This window comes from Vibrio sp. CyArs1 (genome assembly GCF_022432925.1).
GTDB classification, from domain to species: domain Bacteria; phylum Pseudomonadota; class Gammaproteobacteria; order Enterobacterales; family Vibrionaceae; genus Vibrio; species Vibrio mediterranei.
Genome location: NZ_JAKRBO010000002.1, coordinates 202,254 through 222,631 on the forward strand (window position 1 = coordinate 202,254; position 20,378 = coordinate 222,631).

The 20,378-nt window shown below is 42.3% G+C and carries 12 protein-coding genes; 3 read left to right on the plus strand and 9 right to left on the minus strand.

From position 1 onward, the window contains the following. Positions 1-453: 453 nt before the first annotated feature. The 9 genes from MMA19_RS07585 to MMA19_RS07625 form a co-directional block, all read right to left on the minus strand. Positions 454-999: a cell division protein ZapC gene (locus MMA19_RS07585; protein WP_038230493.1), complete on the minus strand. Its 546-nt coding sequence runs from the start codon at positions 997-999 to the stop codon at positions 454-456. A gap of 159 nt (positions 1,000-1,158) precedes the next feature. After that, positions 1,159-2,169, minus strand: coding sequence for a quinone-dependent dihydroorotate dehydrogenase (gene pyrD, locus MMA19_RS07590; RefSeq protein ID WP_240205910.1), 1,011 nt, complete (start codon positions 2,167-2,169; stop codon positions 1,159-1,161). Between the two features lie 215 nt (positions 2,170-2,384). Continuing rightward, the gene (locus tag MMA19_RS07595; protein ID WP_240205911.1) at positions 2,385-7,229 is read right to left on the minus strand and encodes an NAD-glutamate dehydrogenase; all 4,845 of its coding nucleotides are present in this window, start codon (positions 7,227-7,229) and stop codon (positions 2,385-2,387) included. Positions 7,230-7,387: 158 nt separating this feature from the next. After that, positions 7,388-7,606 (minus strand): DUF2835 domain-containing protein, encoded by a 219-nt coding sequence (locus tag MMA19_RS07600; RefSeq protein ID WP_006074533.1) that lies wholly within the window; start codon positions 7,604-7,606, stop codon positions 7,388-7,390. A 95-nt stretch (positions 7,607-7,701) separates the two neighbouring features. Then, complete coding sequence (gene pepN / locus MMA19_RS07605) at positions 7,702-10,311, minus strand: aminopeptidase N (protein WP_240205912.1); 2,610 nt, start codon at positions 10,309-10,311, stop codon at positions 7,702-7,704. 139 nt (positions 10,312-10,450) lie between these two features. Next, a complete protein-coding gene (locus MMA19_RS07610) occupies positions 10,451-11,113 on the minus strand; it encodes a hypothetical protein (RefSeq protein WP_240205913.1) in 663 nt (220 codons plus the stop codon). A 165-nt stretch (positions 11,114-11,278) separates the two neighbouring features. Further along, positions 11,279-13,282, minus strand: coding sequence for a carboxy terminal-processing peptidase (gene prc / locus MMA19_RS07615; RefSeq protein WP_240205914.1), 2,004 nt, complete (start codon positions 13,280-13,282; stop codon positions 11,279-11,281). A gap of 17 nt (positions 13,283-13,299) precedes the next feature. Further along, positions 13,300-13,929, minus strand: a complete 630-nt coding sequence (gene proQ / locus MMA19_RS07620; RefSeq protein ID WP_006074539.1) for an RNA chaperone ProQ — start codon at positions 13,927-13,929, stop codon at positions 13,300-13,302. Between the two features lie 98 nt (positions 13,930-14,027). Further along, positions 14,028-14,501 (minus strand): GAF domain-containing protein, encoded by a 474-nt coding sequence (locus tag MMA19_RS07625; RefSeq protein ID WP_240205915.1) that lies wholly within the window; start codon positions 14,499-14,501, stop codon positions 14,028-14,030. Between the two features lie 83 nt (positions 14,502-14,584). Between MMA19_RS07625 and MMA19_RS07630 the strand changes: the two genes are divergently transcribed. Genes MMA19_RS07630 through MMA19_RS07640 form a run of 3 tightly spaced genes read left to right on the plus strand, consistent with a single transcriptional unit; the run spans position 14,585 to position 20,316 of the window. After that, the gene (locus MMA19_RS07630) at positions 14,585-16,381 is read left to right on the plus strand and encodes an ABC transporter ATP-binding protein (RefSeq protein ID WP_240205916.1); all 1,797 of its coding nucleotides are present in this window, start codon (positions 14,585-14,587) and stop codon (positions 16,379-16,381) included. 39 nt (positions 16,382-16,420) lie between these two features. Further along, entirely contained in the window at positions 16,421-17,671 is a 1,251-nt protein-coding gene (locus MMA19_RS07635; protein WP_006074543.1) for a paraquat-inducible protein A, read from the plus strand. 8 nt (positions 17,672-17,679) lie between these two features. Continuing rightward, positions 17,680-20,316: an MlaD family protein gene (locus tag MMA19_RS07640; protein ID WP_240205917.1), complete on the plus strand. Its 2,637-nt coding sequence runs from the start codon at positions 17,680-17,682 to the stop codon at positions 20,314-20,316. Positions 20,317-20,378: the final 62 nt, after the last annotated feature.

The window sequence follows — 20,378 nt, forward strand, 5'->3', positions numbered from 1 at the left end:
ATGAAACTCATAAACACCGTCACCATCATTATATTAGCCGTTAATGATATACCAGTCGTATTTATTGACCAAGGGACGAAGTGAATACTTATTTACATCAATTTTGGTCTATACCAAAGAGCGTTTTGATGCGTTATTTTATTACATTTTTAGCTAAAGGAGGAATTTATAGCGATAAAACACCCTGTTTTAAGCAGAAAAAGAGTCACTATTTAGATAAAAAATATGCGAAATATCACCAGATAGGATTCAAAGGTATAGGTTTCTTAAAAACAAGATAGGAAGATGGTGGCAAATACGAGGTGTATCCTCTAGGATTGAGGCAAAAAAAATCGGCCATGAAGGCCGATAAATTTCTACGAGGAACGTTTTTGGAATCGTTGTGTACTACTAAAAGCTGCCACTGCTTTTTCTATTTGGCGCATTTTGCGCTCGAATTACCCTACTAAGCTCTTAACCGACAAGAGCAATGGGCTGGTTAATTCTCATAAATTGGTGCGCACAAGCCATTCTGTCATGCATGACTTTAATGCTCTGGCCAAATTGAACACCTTTACTTGGCGTCAAACTGAATGACTCTAAATCGACTAAGGCACATAAGCTAGCGCTCTCACCGACTTCTAGGACAATAAAGAAACCTTCCGAATGTTGATTAACTAATCGGACTAAATCGCCTTCTTGGGGTTGATAGCTGCCATTTTGATGGTCAAAGAACCAACTCTTTGGCTGAACGGGCTTATGGAAGCGCTTGGCTGCAACACAATAGAGTGTGAGTTCAGCCTGTCGAGGCTCAGATAGCCCCAATATGCTTATTTGGTCTTTAAAGGTTTGGAACGCGGATGCGTCATCTACAGTAAAGTTGTTCTGACCCATCGCGCAGTCGACAAGGAGCTTTCGGGAAAGATTGGTTTTAAAAACCATCTCATCTCCCAAATCCAGCATGAGAGAACCTTCGTCCTCATCCATATACCAGATCCATGTATCGCTGGGTTTAAGCATCGTTCCGTCTCTTATATTTAAAGAATAATCAGACTGTTAGGTAAAACGCTTAATTACCTTTTTTGTCAGTTGAATATAATTCTACAAACGATTACGCAAAAAAAAAGGGGAAAACAATTTTCCCCCTCTCTTATGTTAGACCCAGTAACTTTTCAGTAATTACAGGTTTTTAACGATGTCTTTAACAAGTTTTGGACCATGGTAAATGAATCCGGAGTAAACTTGGACGAGTGTTGCACCTGCCATCAACTTCTCTTTCGCAGAAACATAGGAATCAATGCCGCCAACACCGATAATTGGCAGCTTACCTTGCAAATTCTCAGCAAGTAGACGCACTACTTCGGTACTACGTGATTGAACTGGACGCCCACTTAAGCCACCAGCTTCATTCGCATGCTTCATTCCTTCTACGATAGAACGATCCAACGTAGTATTCGTTGCGATCACGCCATCAATTTTATTTTTGATCAACGATTCACAGATTTGGCCAATCTCGTCGTCACCAAGATCCGGAGCGATCTTCAATGCCAAAGGTACATATTTATTATGTTTTTCAGCAAGTTCCGCTTGTTTCGTTTTCAGTTCTTCTAACAGCTTATCAAGTGCTTCACCATATTGAAGGCTGCGCAGTCCCGGAGTATTTGGAGAGGAAATGTTTACGGCAATATAACCAGCGTGCTCGTATACCTTTTCCATGCAGATAATGTAGTCTTCAGCACCCTTTTCGATCGGAGTGTCTTTGTTCTTGCCGATATTAATACCTAGAATACCGTCAAATTTTGCTTTCTTTACGTTCTCTACAAGGTTATCGACGCCTAGGTTATTGAAACCCATTCGATTAATAATCCCTTCAGCTTCAACTAAACGGAAAAGACGAGGCTTGTCGTTACCTGGTTGAGGACGAGGTGTCACAGTCCCTACTTCCACAAAACCAAAGCCCATAGCACCAAACGCTTCGATGCATTCGCCATTCTTATCAAGACCTGCAGCAAGACCTACAGGGTTCTTAAAAGTCAGCCCCATACATTCAACAGGACGATTAGGAAGCTGTTGACGATATGCTAGATCAAGAGGAGTGCCAGTAAAACGTTTGAAGTTCTGAATAGCGAGATCATGAGCCTTTTCGGCATCAAGTTGGAAAAAGCCAGTTCTGGCAAGACGGTAAAGCATTGTGCCTCCGATAGAAAACCCGTGTAAACGGGGTGGTATTATTTACTTATTTGTTTGAACATGCAATGAAGTTTTTAGTTTTCTCGCGAAAACGCAAACGATTAGACGAATAAAAACACAAATTATGTGACATTGTCACTCATTATTCTCTCGACAATAAAAAAGCGCCTATAAAAGGCGCTTATCACTTAATAAAACCGGTTAGCAGTATCTATTTATTGTGTGTTTGCACAATTTAAATTTAACAAGCTCAATTCTCGGAGTGCTACAGAGAACTTAGCAAACTCATGAACATTACCTACTTTGAACTCGTTGAGTATATTTTCCCAACGAAGCAAACTACTCGCATTAGTTTCCATCCAATTATTAAGTGACAGGATAACGTCTTCGTTATCGCCACCACAGCCACATTTAAGGACTTGCGCTGTCAACAAACGTTGCTGCCAGTCTAGATCTTCGCGGAATGCTGCCCTAGCAAGAGCTTGCCAATTATTGTCAACGCCTTGACTGTTTATTTGGTTTAAGAACCAATGCAATGATAGACGATCACCGAGATGGAAATAGAGTTTAGAGGCTTGCTCAACACTAAAGTTAGCTTCTGCCGCGATTTCCGAAATATCAACAGCGGATAGTAGGCTAGATAAACGAGCTACATAATTGGCCAGCTCTTTTCCTACTCCTTGCTCCACCCAGTTTTCAGCTTGTAGACGATGTTCCGCTACTTCTTCAGCTACAAGGCAAGTTTCAAGTGTTTCCTCTACTTTCATAACATCATCACGGTAGCGCGCAACGAGTTGCTCAACCGACTGTTTGCCAGGTCGATTTCTCAAGATCCAACGAGCAAGTCTGCGTAATGTGCGGCGTACAATAAACAGCAGCTCATATTGCGCTTCTGAACTGGCAATATTATCAAGTTTACGTATTTGCTCGAAAGTATATGCAAAACCATAGATTTCTCTAGATGCTGCGTATGCGTTGGCAATATCAACTACTGTGGCACCCGTCTCTTCTTGTAGACGAGTCACGAAATTACATCCCATTTCGTTAACCATCTGATTTGCAAGCATTGTAGAGATGATTTCAGCCTTCAGAGGATGCGTTGACATACTTTCTATGTAGTTACGGCGTAACTCAGATGGGAAGTATTGTGTCAGTTGCTGCTGATGATACGCATCGGTCGCGATCTCATCAGTCACCAGTTCTTCTTTCAATACCATCTTACCGTAAGCCACCAGCACTGAGAGCTCAGGTCTTGTCATTCCAATGCCTTGTTTCTCGCGCTCAATCAGCTCTTCATCAGATGGAATATATTCCAAACCACGATCCAAGTGACCTGCTTTTTCTAGCGTATGTATGAAACGAATCTGTTCTTTGACTAACGATACGCCTTGGAATTCTGTTACTGATATAGACTCTGACTGGCAATAAGCATCATCTAGTACAATCTCGCCAACCTCATCTTCCATTGACTCAAGGATTTCATTACGTTGTTTGACCGTCAGATCACCGTTAGACACCAGACCATTCAAGAAGATCTTAATATTAACTTCGTTATCGGAGCAATCTACACCACCTACATTGTCAACAAAGTCAGTATTAACACGACCACCAGTTAAAGCGTACTCAATACGCCCCAATTGAGTCATACCTAAGTTACCGCCCTCACCAACTACCTTGGCTTTCAATTCGTTGCCGTTGATGCGTAATACGTCGTTAGCGCGGTCACCTACATCAGTATGCGTTTCAACGCTAGATTTAACGTAAGTACCGATACCACCGTTCCAAAGTAGATCGACTTCCATGGAGAGAATCATCTTAATAAGATCATTTGGTGCCATGGATGCTTTCTTGGTCCCAAGCATTTTTTGGATCTCAGGAGTTAACGTGATCGATTTTGCTTTGCGAGCAAAAACACCACCGCCCTTTGAGATCAATTTCGGATCATAGTCTTCCCAACTCGAGCGTGGGAGATCAAATAATCGTTTACGCTCTTCCCAACTTTTCGCTGAAGATTGTGGGTTTGGATCAATGAAGATATGCATGTGGTTAAACGCAGCTTGAAGTTTGATGTGCTTCGATAACAACATACCGTTACCAAATACATCCCCTGCCATGTCACCAACACCAATAGCAGTAAAGTCTTCGTTCTGACAATCAATGCCCATTTCACGGAAGTGACGTTTAACTGACTCCCAGCCACCCTTAGCGGTAATGCCCATTGCTTTATGGTCGTATCCGTTGGAACCACCGGAAGCAAACGCATCACCCAACCAGAAGTTATATTCATCTGATACCGAGTTGGCCAAGTCAGAGAACGTCGCAGTCCCCTTGTCCGCAGCTACTACTAAATACGGATCGTCTTCATCATGTCGAACAACACTCTTCGGTGGAATAATTTCACCTTCGATAATGTTGTCGGATACATCTAATAACGCTCTGATGAACTGTTTATAGCAGCGTTGACCTTCAGCAAATATCTCATCACGTGATGATAGTTGAGGTTGACGTTTACAAACAAAACCACCTTTTGCCCCTACAGGCACGATCACCGTGTTCTTAACTTGCTGCGCTTTCACCAACCCAAGTATTTCAGTACGGAAATCTTCTTGGCGATCTGACCAACGCAAACCACCACGAGCAACTTTACCACCACGTAGGTGTACACCCTCAATGTCCGGCGCATAAACGAAAATTTCAAACGCAGGTACTGGAGCTGGAATTTCTGGAATGTTCTTTGGCTCAAGCTTTAAAGATAACCAAGGCTTGTTAACACCATTGTTATCTTTCTGATAGTAGTTTGTACGCAGTGTAGCCGAAATCATTTCAACATAGCGGCGGATAATACGGTCATCATCCAAGCTTTCTACTTTATCTAACTGTTTGTGAATCTTATCAATAACACGTTGTTGCCCTTTCTTACTTCCTTTTAGAGAAGGCATAAAGCGCTGTGCAAATAACTCAACTAGGTCTTTTGCTAGATCTGGGTAATGATTCAGAGTGTCTTCAATATAGTGTTGGCTGAATGGGAAGCCGACTTGACGCATATAACGCGCATACGCCCTTAAGATTGACACTTCACGACCAGTTAAGCCGGAACCTAGTACCAGACGGTTGAAACCATCACTTTCCAAACCACCAGACCAAATTGCAGCGAATGCTTGTTGGAATCGATCGCGAGCTTCTCGAAGATCGACAACCGCATCACTCTTATGTAGCATTGCAAAATCTAGGATCCAGTATGTTCCGCCATCTGACTTAACGATCTCATACGGTGATTCACCGATCACTCGCAGACCAAGATTTTCAAGCATTGGCATTACATCGGATAAGTGTATTGGTTCATCACGATGATATAGTTTCAGTTTAACTTCTTTGGAATCCGCCGCCGCTTCTTGTGGTCGGTAGAACAGCATGCCCAACTTATTATCTTCATCAAGGGATTCAAGTCGTTCAATATCCGCCACAGCAGAGGTCGGCATCATGTCTTCTTTATATGAACGCGGGAATGCTCTTGAATATACTTTCGATAACGGTAACCCTTTGCTCTCACCAAAATTGGCAACAATAGCTTCCGAAAGACGATCATCCCAAGACGCTGATACTTCCATTAGGTTTCTTTCTATCGCCTTCACATCCATATCCATATTATTGTTATCAACCCTTACGATGTAATGGGTTCTAGCCAGAGGGCTTTCGGAGAAATAAGTCGTAAACTCAACCTCTTGCTCACAGCCAAAGTAGTTTTGAAGGATCCGTTGTGTATCTTTTCGAAGCTGAGTGTTATAACGATCTTTGCTAACATACACCATGCAGCTAAAGAAACGACCAAACGGATCTTTACGAACAAACAAGCGGATCAAGTCACGATCCTGCATTTGAACCACACCCATACCTATCTCAAGCAATTCTTCTTCTTTTGCTTGAAGTAGTTCATCGCGCGGATAGTTTTCTAATATATTACGAAGCGCTTTATATGAATAAGATCCATTTCGGTATCCACTAGCATCCAAGATACGATCAACTTTTTCGCGAATTAGTGGAATGGTGGATACACTTTGGTTGTACACGGCTGATGTATACAGGCCAGTAAATCGATGTTCTCCCACAACCTTTCCATTTGCATCGAATTTCTTGATTCCGATGTAATCTGTATACGCGGGTCTGTGGATACGACTTGCTTTATTACCTTTGGTAAGAATAAGTAGGAAAGGCTTTTTCGCTTCTAGGCGTGCCGAGTCGGAAAACTCAGAAATTTTTACCGAACGGACACGTTCTTCACTGGCGAACAGGCCTAAGCCTTTATCTTCGGTAGGTTTGAGTATGGAGTCACCCTCTTCATTGATGAGATCAAACTCTTTGTAGCCCATAAAGGTAAAATTGTGGTTACCAACCCAATCTAAAAACGCGATGGTTTCATCAAAACGATCGGCTTCCATTGGAAGTTTCTTTTTGTTCTTAACCAGATCTTTTGTGATTTGCTTAAGCTTATCCGACATCGCCTCCCACTCGTTAACGACCAAACTAGTGTCTTCGAATATAGAAACCAACTCATCCTTAAGCGCTGACATTTCAGCTTTGTCACTTAAACGGTCGATTTCGATATGGAAAATCGATTGTAAGTGCCCTTTCCCTTCATTAACTGATGTTATCTGCCCTTGTTCATCGCGTTCAAATTGAGTCGGACCATGAAGCATGATGTGACAAGTCAAATCTACTCGATTAAGAGCCATCTTGACTGAGTCAACTAAGAACGGAGAATCTGGAACGGCGATTTCTAAAATAGTGTGAGTTGATTGCCACCCATGACGACTGACCGCCGGGTTGAATACCCGAACCGACACTTCATCGTATTTTTTCTCATTGAGATGATGCCATAAACTAACAACAGCACCGTAAAGATCTGATTCATTTCTTTGTAGCAAATCATCGGGGGAAACATTGCTAAAAATATGTTTGGCGAGTTTAGTTACTAAAGGCTGATTGCTCCCTTCAACTTTGGATTCAATCAACTTGTATACTTTCTCCAGTAGAACCGGAACAACTGGTTCGCGCGTGGTCATAGAAACGCTCCACTTTTTTGTTTTTATGAGGGATGTAGGCTTGTTCTATATTGTAAAAGTTTTATTGAGAAAGAGTTAATAAAAAATGGAAGAAGTTTCAGGGAAATGTTTGATAGTGTGACTAATGCACTTATTCATATCACTATAATTTGGAGCGGTTACAGTGATTCTAACCGTATAAACTTATTGTTCTGGTCAGTTATCAATCTAAAGCGACCTTTAATGCCTAATTGTGTCAAAAACGGTCGAAAGCGACTTGCGGGAAGCTGCAGTTTTAAACGCTCATCGGTCACCACCAAAATACTGGATGCATGACCAGTGTAATGAGCAAGGTAATTCTGATACGAAATATTGAGATTAAAGCAGTACTGTTTCATATTGTTTAAATATTGTGCAATTTAAGTAATTTTCCTTAGGTTTATTTAAGAAAAAGCCAATACTGTTCATATATACAGTATTGGCTATTTATCGATTATGACTCTAGTGCTTTTGTGACTTTTTCAAATAAGTCTTTAGCTAAGTTGTCCAAACTGCGTAACTTATTCAATTCGACTTTGATAAGTTCCTGACGTTTTTCGTCGTACTTCTTCAGCTTGAGCAACGGATCAATTAAACGTGACGCTACTTGCGGATTTGATTCATTTAACTGACTCAATATCTCACCAGCAAACTGATAGCCCTCACCCGAGATATCATGGAAGCGACGTGGGTTCATGTTCAAGAAAGAACCTATCAAACTGCGAGTACGATTTGGATTGCTTAAACTAAACGCTTTGTGTGACATACAATGTTTAACATTCTCTAGAGCGTTGATTGATGGATTGGCCCCTTGTAAGGCAAACCATTTATCCATAACCAGTCCATCATGACTCCATTTCTCACTATAATCATCCATCAATAGCTGACGACACGAAAGTGAAGCACTATTTGCGGCAGTCATAGCGGCGATAGTGTCCGTCATATTGTTGGCATCACGATATTGTTGCTCGGCCAAGTATTGGTACTCATCAACGTTCACCAAGTACTGTAGACAAAGGTTTCTTAACGAGCGTTTACCAATTGCGTCATGCTCAATCGAATAATCGGCTTGAGTTAACGTGTGGTATAACGCAGACAATTCATCTTGTAACGCATCTGCTAGCAGTGACTTAATCTCTTTCAACACGTCGCAAACTGCATCGACATCTACAGTTTTATACCAGCCGGCTACTTCATTAAAGCTTGGCAAAGATAATGCTTCAGCAATGAACGCCTCTTCTAGATCTTTGTTCAGTAGTACGCCTCGAAATGCATCAATTACCAAGCTCGGTAGTTCTACACTAATGCCACTTTGAACAGAAATAACATTCGATTTAATGTACTTTGCCAACAACATTTGCCCAGCATCCCACTTAGCAAAATCGTTTTTCGCATTGATCATTAAAAAGGCTAATTGCTCATCGCTGTAATCGAATTCGAGACGAACCGGAGCTGAAAACTCGCGAAGCATTGAAGGCACAGGTTTCGAAGATATGTTCTCAAAGACAAATTCTTGTTCACTCTGGGTTACATTTAACACGTTATTTAACTCGATTCCGTTACAACGTAACTCTAGAGAATTTCCTTTTTCATCATACAGTTCTACGTCAAACGGAATGTGTAACGCTTGCTTTTCGGCTTGATCTTGAGTTGGCTGAGTTTGTTGAGAAACGTTAAGCGTATAAGTCTTCGCAGATTCATCGTAACTATCGGTAACCGTTAATGTTGGCGTACCCGATTGACTATACCAAAGACGGAATTGCTTCAGATCGATTCCCGATGCATCTTCCATTGCGGAAACAAAATCTTCACACGTCGCTGCAGTGCCATCATGCCTTTCAAAGTACAATCTCATACCTGCTTGGAATTTGTCTTCACCTAGCAGCGTATGCATCATTCGAATAACTTCACTTCCCTTTTCGTAAACCGTCAAAGTGTAGAAGTTATTCATTTCAATGACTTTGTCAGGTCTTATTGGGTGTGACATTGGGCTAGCATCTTCAGCAAACTGAGGGCCACGAATAATACGAACATTATTGATGCGGTTAACAGAGCGAGAGCCTAAATCCGAAGAAAATTCTTGGTCACGGAATACCGTTAAACCTTCTTTTAAACTCAACTGGAACCAATCGCGACAAGTCACTCGGTTACCTGTCCAGTTATGAAAATACTCATGACCAATAACAGCTTCGATTCCCAAGTAGTCAGTATCTGTAGCGGTTTGGTCGTTAGCCAAAACAAACTTAGAGTTAAAGACATTGAGGCCTTTATTCTCCATTGCACCCATATTGAAGAAATCGACCGCAACGATCATATAAATGTCTAAGTCATATTCAAGACCGAACCGTTCTTCATCCCACTTCATCGAATTAATTAGTGAAACCATCGCATGATTAGCACGATCGAGATTGCCTTTGTCTACAAATATTTCCAGTGCGACATCTCTACCTGAACGTGTTTTAAATATATCTCGCAATACATCAAAATCACCGGCGACAAGAGCAAAGAGATAGGAAGGCTTTGGATGTGGATCTTCCCAGGTAACAAAATGTTTACCACTTTCTAATTCACCTTCTTCGATTTTGTTGCCATTACTTAGGAGGTATGGGAAAGCTGTCTTGTCTGCGATGACTTTCGTTGTGTATTTAGCAAGAACGTCTGGTCGATCTAAAAAATAAGTAATACGTCGGAAACCTTCGGCTTCACATTGAGTGCAGTAAGCACCATCAGAAATATATAAACCTTCAAGAGCAGTATTCGTTGACGGAGAAATGTGGTTTTCAATCACCAATTCGAATTCTTTTGGCAGATTAGAAATCTCCAAACCGGAATCATTAGTAATGAAATCACTCCAAGCTTCTCCATTCACTCTGACTTGAATAAGTTCGATATTTTCTCCATCAAGTACCAAGGTTGTTGCCTCACCAAGTTGCTTAACTTGGGAAACAGCGGTCACTTTAGTTTGGGTTTCATGAAGGTCGAAAGTAAGATTTACATCTGTGATAGTATGCGACGGTGTTTGATAGTCGCTACGGTATTTGGCTTTAGGTGCTGACTCGGTCATCCTTTGTCCTTATATTATTATCGTTAGCATAGTTAGCTTAATCCTCGACGATTATATACCTTAGAACTGTTACTGTGCAGAATTGGATACAAAAAAAGCGTCAAACTAAGTTGACGCTTTTGAGTAACTGCCTGTGTTGCTAGCGAATACGGTTGAGGACAGCAAACATATCACCGTCTTCTACCTCTAAAGTCAGTTCATCCTGATTTAATGTATAAGTTGCATCGTGTTCACCGTCTTTATAAAGCAACACGATGTGATCATTTTCGGTGTAGTAGACGCCACTATGAATCGCTTCATCCCCATCGCTTGAACTTACACGAAACGTAAACACAAAATCTGGCTGAAGGATTAAATCCATTCTCGCAATTTCTTGAGCGTGCTTGTCATCACCACTCACACTAACTGAAGACCAGATACCAGCGAGTGCATTGGGCAACGCTTTAGTAAAGACGACTCCATTAAGATTAAGCATATTATGGTTACCACTATAGTTATAGACCTGTGGTTCATCACTGTTTAGACCGAGAATGATCGTATCATCATTGGCGGTAAACAACCCTTCCCAATGTTCAATACTGTAATCTTGTTTTTGAATGTCTATCGAAAAAGTGTAGTTGGAACCCAGCGATAACTTGATTGCTAAAAAGGTGTCCGGGCCTTCTTCTGGACTCGGGTTTACTAAATACCAATCTCCCAACAGAAACGGTTGGTCAAACTGAGTTAAGTCATTGTTATCTTTACGTGTATCAGACAGCACCTCAAACGACAAAACACATAAAAGTAGTGTAATCCATCTCATATGTATCCCCCTCACAGTTATAATAAGCTTAGGTGGATTAATACGAGATTGCGAAATTTTTTGATCTAAATCACGATTTTTAATTTTAAGTATCAAATCTGAGGCAAGCGAGGACAAGCATTAAAAAAGCGAGCACTAGGCTCGCTTTTGTTTAGTTTGAATACGTTAAGATTTGGCGTTTACCATGTCGACCATAATAGCCACGGCTTCATCTAAGTAAGCGTCTGGAACTTCATAATCTTTCGGGATGTCATCCAAAGTTTTGTATGGCTCTTCTCCCGCCGCTTTTTGACGCAAGTTGACGCGCTCTAATCTAAGCTCATCATTGTTATCGCTTTCCGCTTTACGTGCAGCTTCATTCAAAGATAACGTTTTGTCGTCTTTTTCAGCTTTGTACTTAGCGATGTCTTCTGCGATAAATCCAAATTCCATATCCGATTTAATGCGTTCTTCATGCTTAATCGTAAGCGATGCGATCATTTCATCGTTACGTTGTAACTCGCTGTATTTCGCTTTATCTATGCTATCCCATGGTAGTGCGTTATCTTCAACACTCTCACCAGTTTCAGCAGGATCGATTGGCGTTGGGAAGGCGATATCTGGCACTACGCCTTTGTTCTGCGTACTACCACCATTAATTCTGTAGAATTTCTGGATAGTATATTGTACGTAACCTAACTCTTTATCGAATAGATCATAGATATGGTTTAGTGAGCGGTGTTGCTGAACTGTACCTTTACCGAATGAGTTTTCGCCTAATACAATTGCACGACCATAGTCTTGCATTGCAGCTGCGAAAATTTCTGAGGCAGAGGCGCTATAACGATTAACGAGTACAGTCAATGGGCCTTGATAGCTGATTTTACCGTCAGTATCACTGTTTACATTGACTCGACCATAGCTGTCTCGTACTTGTACAACCGGGCCACTTTCAATAAAAAGCCCCGACATTGCAGTGGCTTCCGTCAAGGCACCACCACCATTGTTGCGTAAATCAACAATGATGCCGTCGACACCTTTTTCTTTCAGCTCGGTAATTAGTTTGTCTGTGTCTTTAGATAAACCAACATAGAAACTCGGTACCTCTAGAACACCAATTTTCTTACCGTCTTTCTCGATAACTTCAGACTTAACGGCTCTGTCTTCTAAACGAATCTTGTCACGAACGATTTCAACAACTGTCGCCTTAGCATCTTTGCCGTCAGGTAAAATCTGTAATTTAACCTTGGTGCCTTTTGGACCTTTGATAAGCTGTACTACATCATCAAGTCGCCATCCGATGACATCTACGATTTCTTCACCATCTTGACCAACACCGATGATCTTATCGCCTTCGCCTAATTGCTTACTCTTAGATGCCGGACCACCTGCTACTAGAGAACGAATAACAGTATAGTCATCAGTGAGTTGGAGAACGGCACCAATACCTTCCAGAGACAGATTCATCTCTGACTGGAACTGTTCTGCAGAACGAGGAGATAAATAACTAGTATGAGGATCAACTTCTCTTGCAAACGCATTCATATAAATTTGGAATGCATCTTCGTTGTGTGATTGAGTTAGGCGTTTGATTGCGTTGTTGTAACGTTTACCAAGCGTTTCTTTTATCTCATCCCAATTCTTGCCAGCCAACTTCAGATTCAACGCATCATACTTAACGCGTTTACGCCAAAGCTCATTAAGCTCCGCTTCATCCTTTGGCCAAGCGGCCTCTGAACGATCTAACGTAATGCTTTCATCGACATCGAATTTCATCTCTTTGTCTAACAGAGATAACGCGTATGCAAATCTGTCATAACGTTTCTGCATCGAAAGGTTATACACATCAAATGCAATTTGGTTATTACCAGCTTTGAGTTGATCATCAAGCTGAGTCGACCAAGAGTTGAACTTGTCTATGTCGGCTTGTGTGAAGATATTTCGGTTGTAGTCGAGCATTTCCAAATAACGTGCAAAAATCGCTTTTGAAAATTCGTCGTCTAGAGTGAAGTGTTTGTAGTGAGAACGAGTAAAACGAGAAGTTACGCGTTTACTGGCTGTTTCATGTTGTACTTCGGGAGCCAAGGTAGGGATATCTGATTTTTCAAATTTCGCTTCCAAAGCGTGAGCTGATGAAGCTGCTAGCCAAAGGCTAGCAGCAACTATCGATAATTTTGAACGGCACTTCATGCGTAGGAATTTCTCCTTTATGCGCGCAGGTGCTCCGCTTTAACAACCATTTGTAGGCCATTTACTAGCTGAACGCGCACATCTTCCTTATTGATTTCAACAATGGTCGCAGCCATGTTCCCTTTGCCCATGTTTACGTTTACTTGCTTACCGATGATCATTTCATCTGCATTCAAAGCGCGCGTTTCAACTGGCGTATTTACTTTCGCTGGTTTCTTAGTATTGTTTTGTGGCTTACGTGCTTGAGGCTTTTTAGCTTTAGGTTTTGCCTTGCCTTCTTCACGAGCTTTCTGAGCTTGTTCTTTACGACGAGCTGCAACTTTAGCTTTACTTTCAGCCAGTGTAGCTTGCGCGTGTTCAACATGCTCAGCTTCTAGCTCACCACATTCATTGCCATCTAGGTCAACACGCACTGCACCCGGTTTTACACCGTGTAGATAACGCCAAGAAGAAGTGTATTGTCTTAACGCTGCACGTAGCTGAGTCTTGCTGACTTTCTCGTCATCTTTTAAACGTTCAGCAAGATCTTGAAAGATACCAATTTTAAGTGGTTTTGCTTCACCTTCTACAGTAAAGCATTTAGGGAAACATTCAGCAATATACGCGATAATTTCTTTGCTGTTCTTCAACTTCTCAGTGTTTTCCATGTGGGTTCCTGGTTAATGCGGTTATCCGCGAAGCATTAAGAAAAATATTCTTGGTATTATAGTGACCTGCACTAGAAAAACCACAGGCAAATTTCATTTTAAGCCGCGTTTGTATGTGAATTGAGCACCTTTTCTACCGAATTCATGAAGTTTTTTAGTCCCTCTTCGTCGATTTCACTGAATCGACCAATTGTTGGGCTATCAATATCTAAGACGCCGACTACTTCACCACCGATAGAAAATGGAATCACAATCTCTGAATTGCTTGCAGCATCACATGCAATGTGACCTTCAAACGCGTGTACATCGTATACACGTTGTATGGTGTTGGTTTCTGCCGCAGTGCCACAGACACCACGGCCGACTGGAATGCGGACGCACGCTGGTTTTCCTTGGAAAGGTCCCAACACTAACTCGCCCTGTTTCATTAAATAAAAGCCGGCCCAGTTAAGATCATCTAACTCCATAAAAAGAAGTGCACTAATATTAGATAGGTTAGCAATAAAATCCGTTTCGGATTCAATGAGTGCTGTGGCCTGTTTCGCCAAGCGTTCATAGGTTTCTAGATTCATGATATGTCCATCAATAACACTTTCAATATCTTACAATACCAGTACAATGCCTCAAAATCGTAATAGGAACTATTCTCAAAAGCATGACAAGTACGAAAGACACTATTAGCCGTTCCTGGTTAATAACTCAAGTAAAAAATCATAAGTCTCGGCTTATTGCGGCGAATATTATCGCTCTTATTGCTACACTCATTAGCGTCCCTATCCCACTATTGATGCCACTGATGGTCGACGAAGTTCTGCTTAACCAACCTTCCACTGGTTTGCAGTATATGAATATGATCATGTTAGGTAGTTGGCAGACACCTATCGGCTACATCGCTCTTACCTTAGTACTCGTCGTTCTTATGCGTACTGTCAGCCAAGGTCTAAATATTCTGCAAGGTCGCCAGTTTACGCTGGTTTCTAAAACCATTACCTATAAAATCCGATGCAAGATGATAGATAAGCTCGGTCGTATCAGCATCAAACAATATGAGACTCGCGGTAGTGGCGGCATTAATGCGCATTTAATTACTGATATTGAAACCATTGACCAATTTATTGGCTCAACGTTAAGCAAATTTATTATTAGTTTCCTAACCGTTTTAGGCACCGCTATCGTCTTGCTATGGTTAGAGTGGCGACTAGGCCTGTTTATCCTATTGGTCAACCCAATCGTCGTCTATTTCTCCCGAAAATTGGGCGGAATGGTTAAGCATCTAAAAAAACAAGAAAACCAAGCGTTCGAAAAGTTTCAAAATCGCCTAGTTGAAACACTTGATGGTATTTATCAACTTAGAGCTGCTAATCGAGAGCGAGATTTCTTACAACAGCTCAAAGAACAAGCCGATGAAGTTCGCAGTAACGCCGATAAATACGCGTGGCAGTCTGAAGCCGCAGGTAGATTGTCGTTTCTTCTTTTCTTAATTGGATTTGAGCTTTTCAGAGCCATCGCAATGGTTATGGTGTTATTCAGCGATCTCACCATAGGGCAAATCTTCGCGGTCTTCGGCTATTTGTGGTTCATGTTAGGCCCTGTTCAGGAATTATTAGGTATTCAGTTCTCTTGGTATAGCGCAAAAGCCGCACTAATAAGAATCAACAGTTTACTCGAATTGGAAGAAGAGCCGCGCGCCATTAGTAAAGTCAATCCATTCAAAGCTGATCGCGAGGTAGATGTTGCTGTTGAAAACGTCTCTTTCTCTTATGATCAAGACAAAGACGTACTCAATAAACTGGACTTGCATATCCCAGCGGGTAAGAAGGTCGCACTGGTGGGAGCAAGTGGTGGGGGCAAGTCAACGCTCATTCAGTTACTTATCGGTGTTTATAAACAACGCAGTGGCATCATTCGCTTCAATGGTGTTAACACTGACGACATAGGTTTCGACATAATTCGAGATAAAATTGCTGTTGTTTTACAGCAACCTATACTTTTTAATGACAGCTTGAGGCATAATCTGACACTTGGCAGAGAGTATGACGACTTCTCCATTTGGAATGCGCTCAAAGTTGCTCAGCTACAAGACGTCACTGACAAGTTAGTCGACGGTCTAGAAACACAAATTGGTCGCAATGGTATTCGGTTGTCCGGAGGACAACGTCAACGACTCGCTATTGCTAGAATGATATTAAGCGATCCGCAGTTCGTCATCCTTGATGAAGCGACGTCTGCACTCGATACTGCTACCGAAGCGGCTTTACACACCGCATTGACTGAGTTTTTGAAAGGCCGCACCACATTGATCGTCGCTCACCGACTTTCAGCAGTAAAACAGGCCGATCTCATCTATGTTCTGGAAGATGGACAAGTCACTCAATCAGGAACGCACGTCGAATTGGTCGAAGCAGAAGGACTGTATCAGACACTTTATGGCTCAGTGCAATCAGCAAGTTAGCTCCACAGCAACACACTCATCTTTGATAGGTCATGAAAGATGAGTGCCTGTTCTCACGCGCGTACACCTACCCAAGTTCGTTTATGCCAATGCTGTGAATTGCCTGTTGACATCGTCGACCTAAAAAAAGGCTACAGTGCTGATTGCCCTCGTTGCGGTACCCAACTCTATCGCAGCGAAAGTTACTCAATTGGTGGCAACCTTGCGCTAGCAATAACCTGCCTACTCCTGTTTATACCTTCTCATTATTTCGACTTTATAACTATCCGACTTGTAGGAATGATGATTGAAGGCACCTTAATGGAAGGGGTTTATGCCCTCATTAAGGAAGGCTACCCAGGGCTTGCTTTGTTAACCCTATTTTGTCACACCATTGCCCCACTCGCTATGTGTGCTACAGTGATAACTGCTCATGTCGCACTGAAGTATCGTTGGTTCAATACGCTTAAAATATCGCTCAGCATTCTCTCACACAGTAAGCACTGGGTAATGTTAGATGTCTTCCTGATCAGTGTCGCTATTTCATGCTTTAAGCTCCAAGATTATTCGGATATCTACGTTGGTAATGCACTATATAGCTTGGTGATTCTACAAGTACTTACTATTGTTCTAGTGAACCGAGTAAGCACAAGACGTTATTGGGAAAGTTGGCAAGCAGAAAGCTCATTGCCAGTAGAAGCGAAAGAAATCCACTGCCACACATGCCATTTATCACAACCCGAAGCTGAATTTTGCGTTCGTTGCCACAATCCACTGCACCATCGCAAGCCCAACTCCATGCAGAAGACATGGGCGCTGCTTATTGCCGCTACCGTTGCAATATTCCCAGCCAACCTTGTGCCTATTTCAATTTTAATTACCAATGGACAACGCCTAGAAGACACCATTTTTTCTGGGGTCGCATCGCTTATTAACAATGACATGCTGGGCATTGCCATTATTATCTTTGTCGCGAGTATCGTAGTACCCGTAGCTAAGATTATTGGCCTCAGCTATCTGATGTTTTGCATTCAATTCGACAAGGTTAAAAATCACAAAGTCGAAATGAGTATTTACCGAGCGATTAAATGGATCGGCAAATGGTCGATGACTGATTTGTTCGTCATTTCAATCATGCTTACCTTAGTAGACCGTGGCCAGATTTTGAACTTCACCCCAGGGTTTGGTGCCGTTGCCTTCGGTATAGTGGTTGTATTAACCATGTTTGCGGCCGAAACATTGGACCCACGATTACTGTGGGACAGACATAATTCGAAACCTTCCTTGCAACCTGAAACCAAAGTTGAGTAGTAGCTTTAATGAGTAACGAGAATCAACAGCAACCATCCTATAGCCCAGAGATTAAGAAAGATCGACGCATATCTCCTCTCTGGATCTTGCCTGTTTTGACCATCGCCTTGGCGGGTTGGTTATTAGCAAAAGCCGTTCATGATGCCGGTCAACGAGTGCAAATCTACTTCTCTGATGCGCAAGGATTAATAGCAGGTAGAACGACTATTCGCTATCAAGGTTTAGAGGTGGGTATGGTGCGAGACATCAATCTGTCAGAAGACCTGAGTAACATCTATGTCGATGCTGATATATATCCTGAAGCAACCAAGTTACTGGGTGAAGACACTAAATTTTGGTTGGTAAAACCTTCCGCGTCGCTATCTGGAATTTCTGGATTAGATGCTCTAGTATCCGGCAACTACATATCGATTTTCCCTGCTACCGAATCCGATAACGCGAAATCCAAATATGTGGCTCTTGAGTCAGTACCAACAGAACTCGCCGTCAACGACGGGTTAACTGTTACTTTAAAGGCAAGAGACTTAGGGGGCATTTCAGTAGGCTCAAAAATTGTCTACAAGAAAATTCCAATAGGTGAAGTCTATAGCTTCAAACTTGATAATGATGCTGAAACCGTCATTATCAAAGCATCTATTCAAGACGAGTTTCGTCACATCATCACTGACAAGAGCCGCTTTTGGAATGTGAGTGGCATCGGAGCTAATGTTGGTTTTCAAGGTGTCGACATTCGTCTTGAAAGCTTGAGTGCTATTCTCGCAGGTGCCATTGCCGTAGACTCTCCAGACGGTGGTGAACCGGTAAAAGCTGGGACAGATTTTAGACTGTACAAAGATCTTAAAACCGCTGGTCGAGGTATTCCAATTCGCATCGCCCTACCCGATAACAGCAACCTGAAGGCCAATGGCTCACCGATTATGTATCGCGGCCTTGAGATCGGCCGTATAAACAATTTGGCACTAAGCGGCGAACGAGACTCTATCATTGCTTCAGCATCTATCGAGCCAGCCTTTAGTGATATGCTCAATCAGGGCACACTGTTCTTATTGGAAGAAGCCAAAGTGTCACTGTCTGGGGTTGAAAACCTATCAAATCTAATTACTGGAAACTTTTTGACGCTCGTTCCTGGAAGTGGCGAACAAGCCCGTGACTTTGTAGCAGTTAAACAAGACGAACTCGACCGCGTTCAAGCGAAATCTATCGCTATACGTCTACTTTCTGAGAACTCATTTGGTCTTGAGCCTGGCAGCAGCGTCCTTTATAGAGGTATTCCTGTCGGTACGCTAAATAGCGTGGAACTGGTGGACGACCAAGTGGCAATGGATATCTCCATTGATATTGAGTACAAAGATCTGATTCGCTCGCAAAACCGCTTTTTCGTAACAGGCAGTGCTACCGCTGAGTTAACTAAAGCGGGACTCAACGTTACTGTCCCACCTGCAAAACAACTTCTAACAGGCTCTATCAGTTTTGTCAGTGAAGGTGCGAAAACAGACCGCGCAGAATTTGCCTTGTTCCAAACCAAATCGTTGGCTGAGTTAGCAAAACATGACCAAACTGGTTCAATGCGCCTGACACTATTCGCTAATGAGCTTCCTCCAATTCAAGAAGGTAGTCCTGTTCTATATCGAAATATGCAGGTAGGTAGCGTATCAAACTACTCATTGACCGATGGCGGAGTCTATATTCAAACGAGCATCGATAACAAATACAAGCACCTCGTTACACCGCAAACGGTATTTTGGAACCGCTCTGGTGTTGAAGTTGAAGCCTCTTTATCTGGGATCAATGTTAAAGCTGCGCCACTCAAAACACTTATCGACGGCGGTATCGCATTTGATAGCATGCCGGGTATCGACAACAAAACTGGCAAGAACTGGAAACTATATCAGGACTTCAACTCAGCTCGTAAATTTGGTCAGTCTATTACTCTCTATACCACGACATCAGACCAACAAGTCAGTAAAGGTATGCCGCTAAAATACCAAGGGGTAAAAGTTGGTGAAGTGATGCTTACCGTTCCAGATTTCGATAAAGAGCATGTTGAAGTAATCGCAAGAATTCTGCCGGAGTATGTCGATCAATTAACTACATCAGGCACCTATTATTGGATGGTGAAACCGCAAATCGGTCTAAACGGTGTGAAGAACCTAGGCGCTATTGTTAGTCAATATATAGCCGTAGAACCGGGTAAGGGAAAAGCCTCTAAGGTTTTCGATCTTAACGATTTTCCTAAAGTAGAAAACGGCGTTGAGTTTACGCTACAAAGTGAAGCTCGTGGCTCAATTAAGCCAGGAACACCTATCCTCTATCGAGACATTGAAGTGGGTCGTGTCACTGACGTCGAGCTTGGCACATTCGCTGATCGTGTCATCTCCACCATTCAAATTGATCCGCACTATGCGTATTTAGTCCGTTCTAATAGCGTGTTTTGGAATGTGTCTGGTTTAGATGTGCAAATTGGCCTCTCGGGCGCTAACATCAAGGCTGGTACTGTTGATAGCCTGATTCGAGGAGGGATTACGTTCTCTACTCCAGAAGGGAAACAGCTTCAACCTCAAGCAGAAGCTGGACAGTCGTTTTATTTAAACACCTCTGCAGAAGAAAACTGGAAAAAATGGCGCACGCCAATCCCTACTCCTTAATCGAACAAAAGACGCGTTTCCTAAGCCCGCAATAGCGGGCTTTTATTTGCTTTGATTACCGC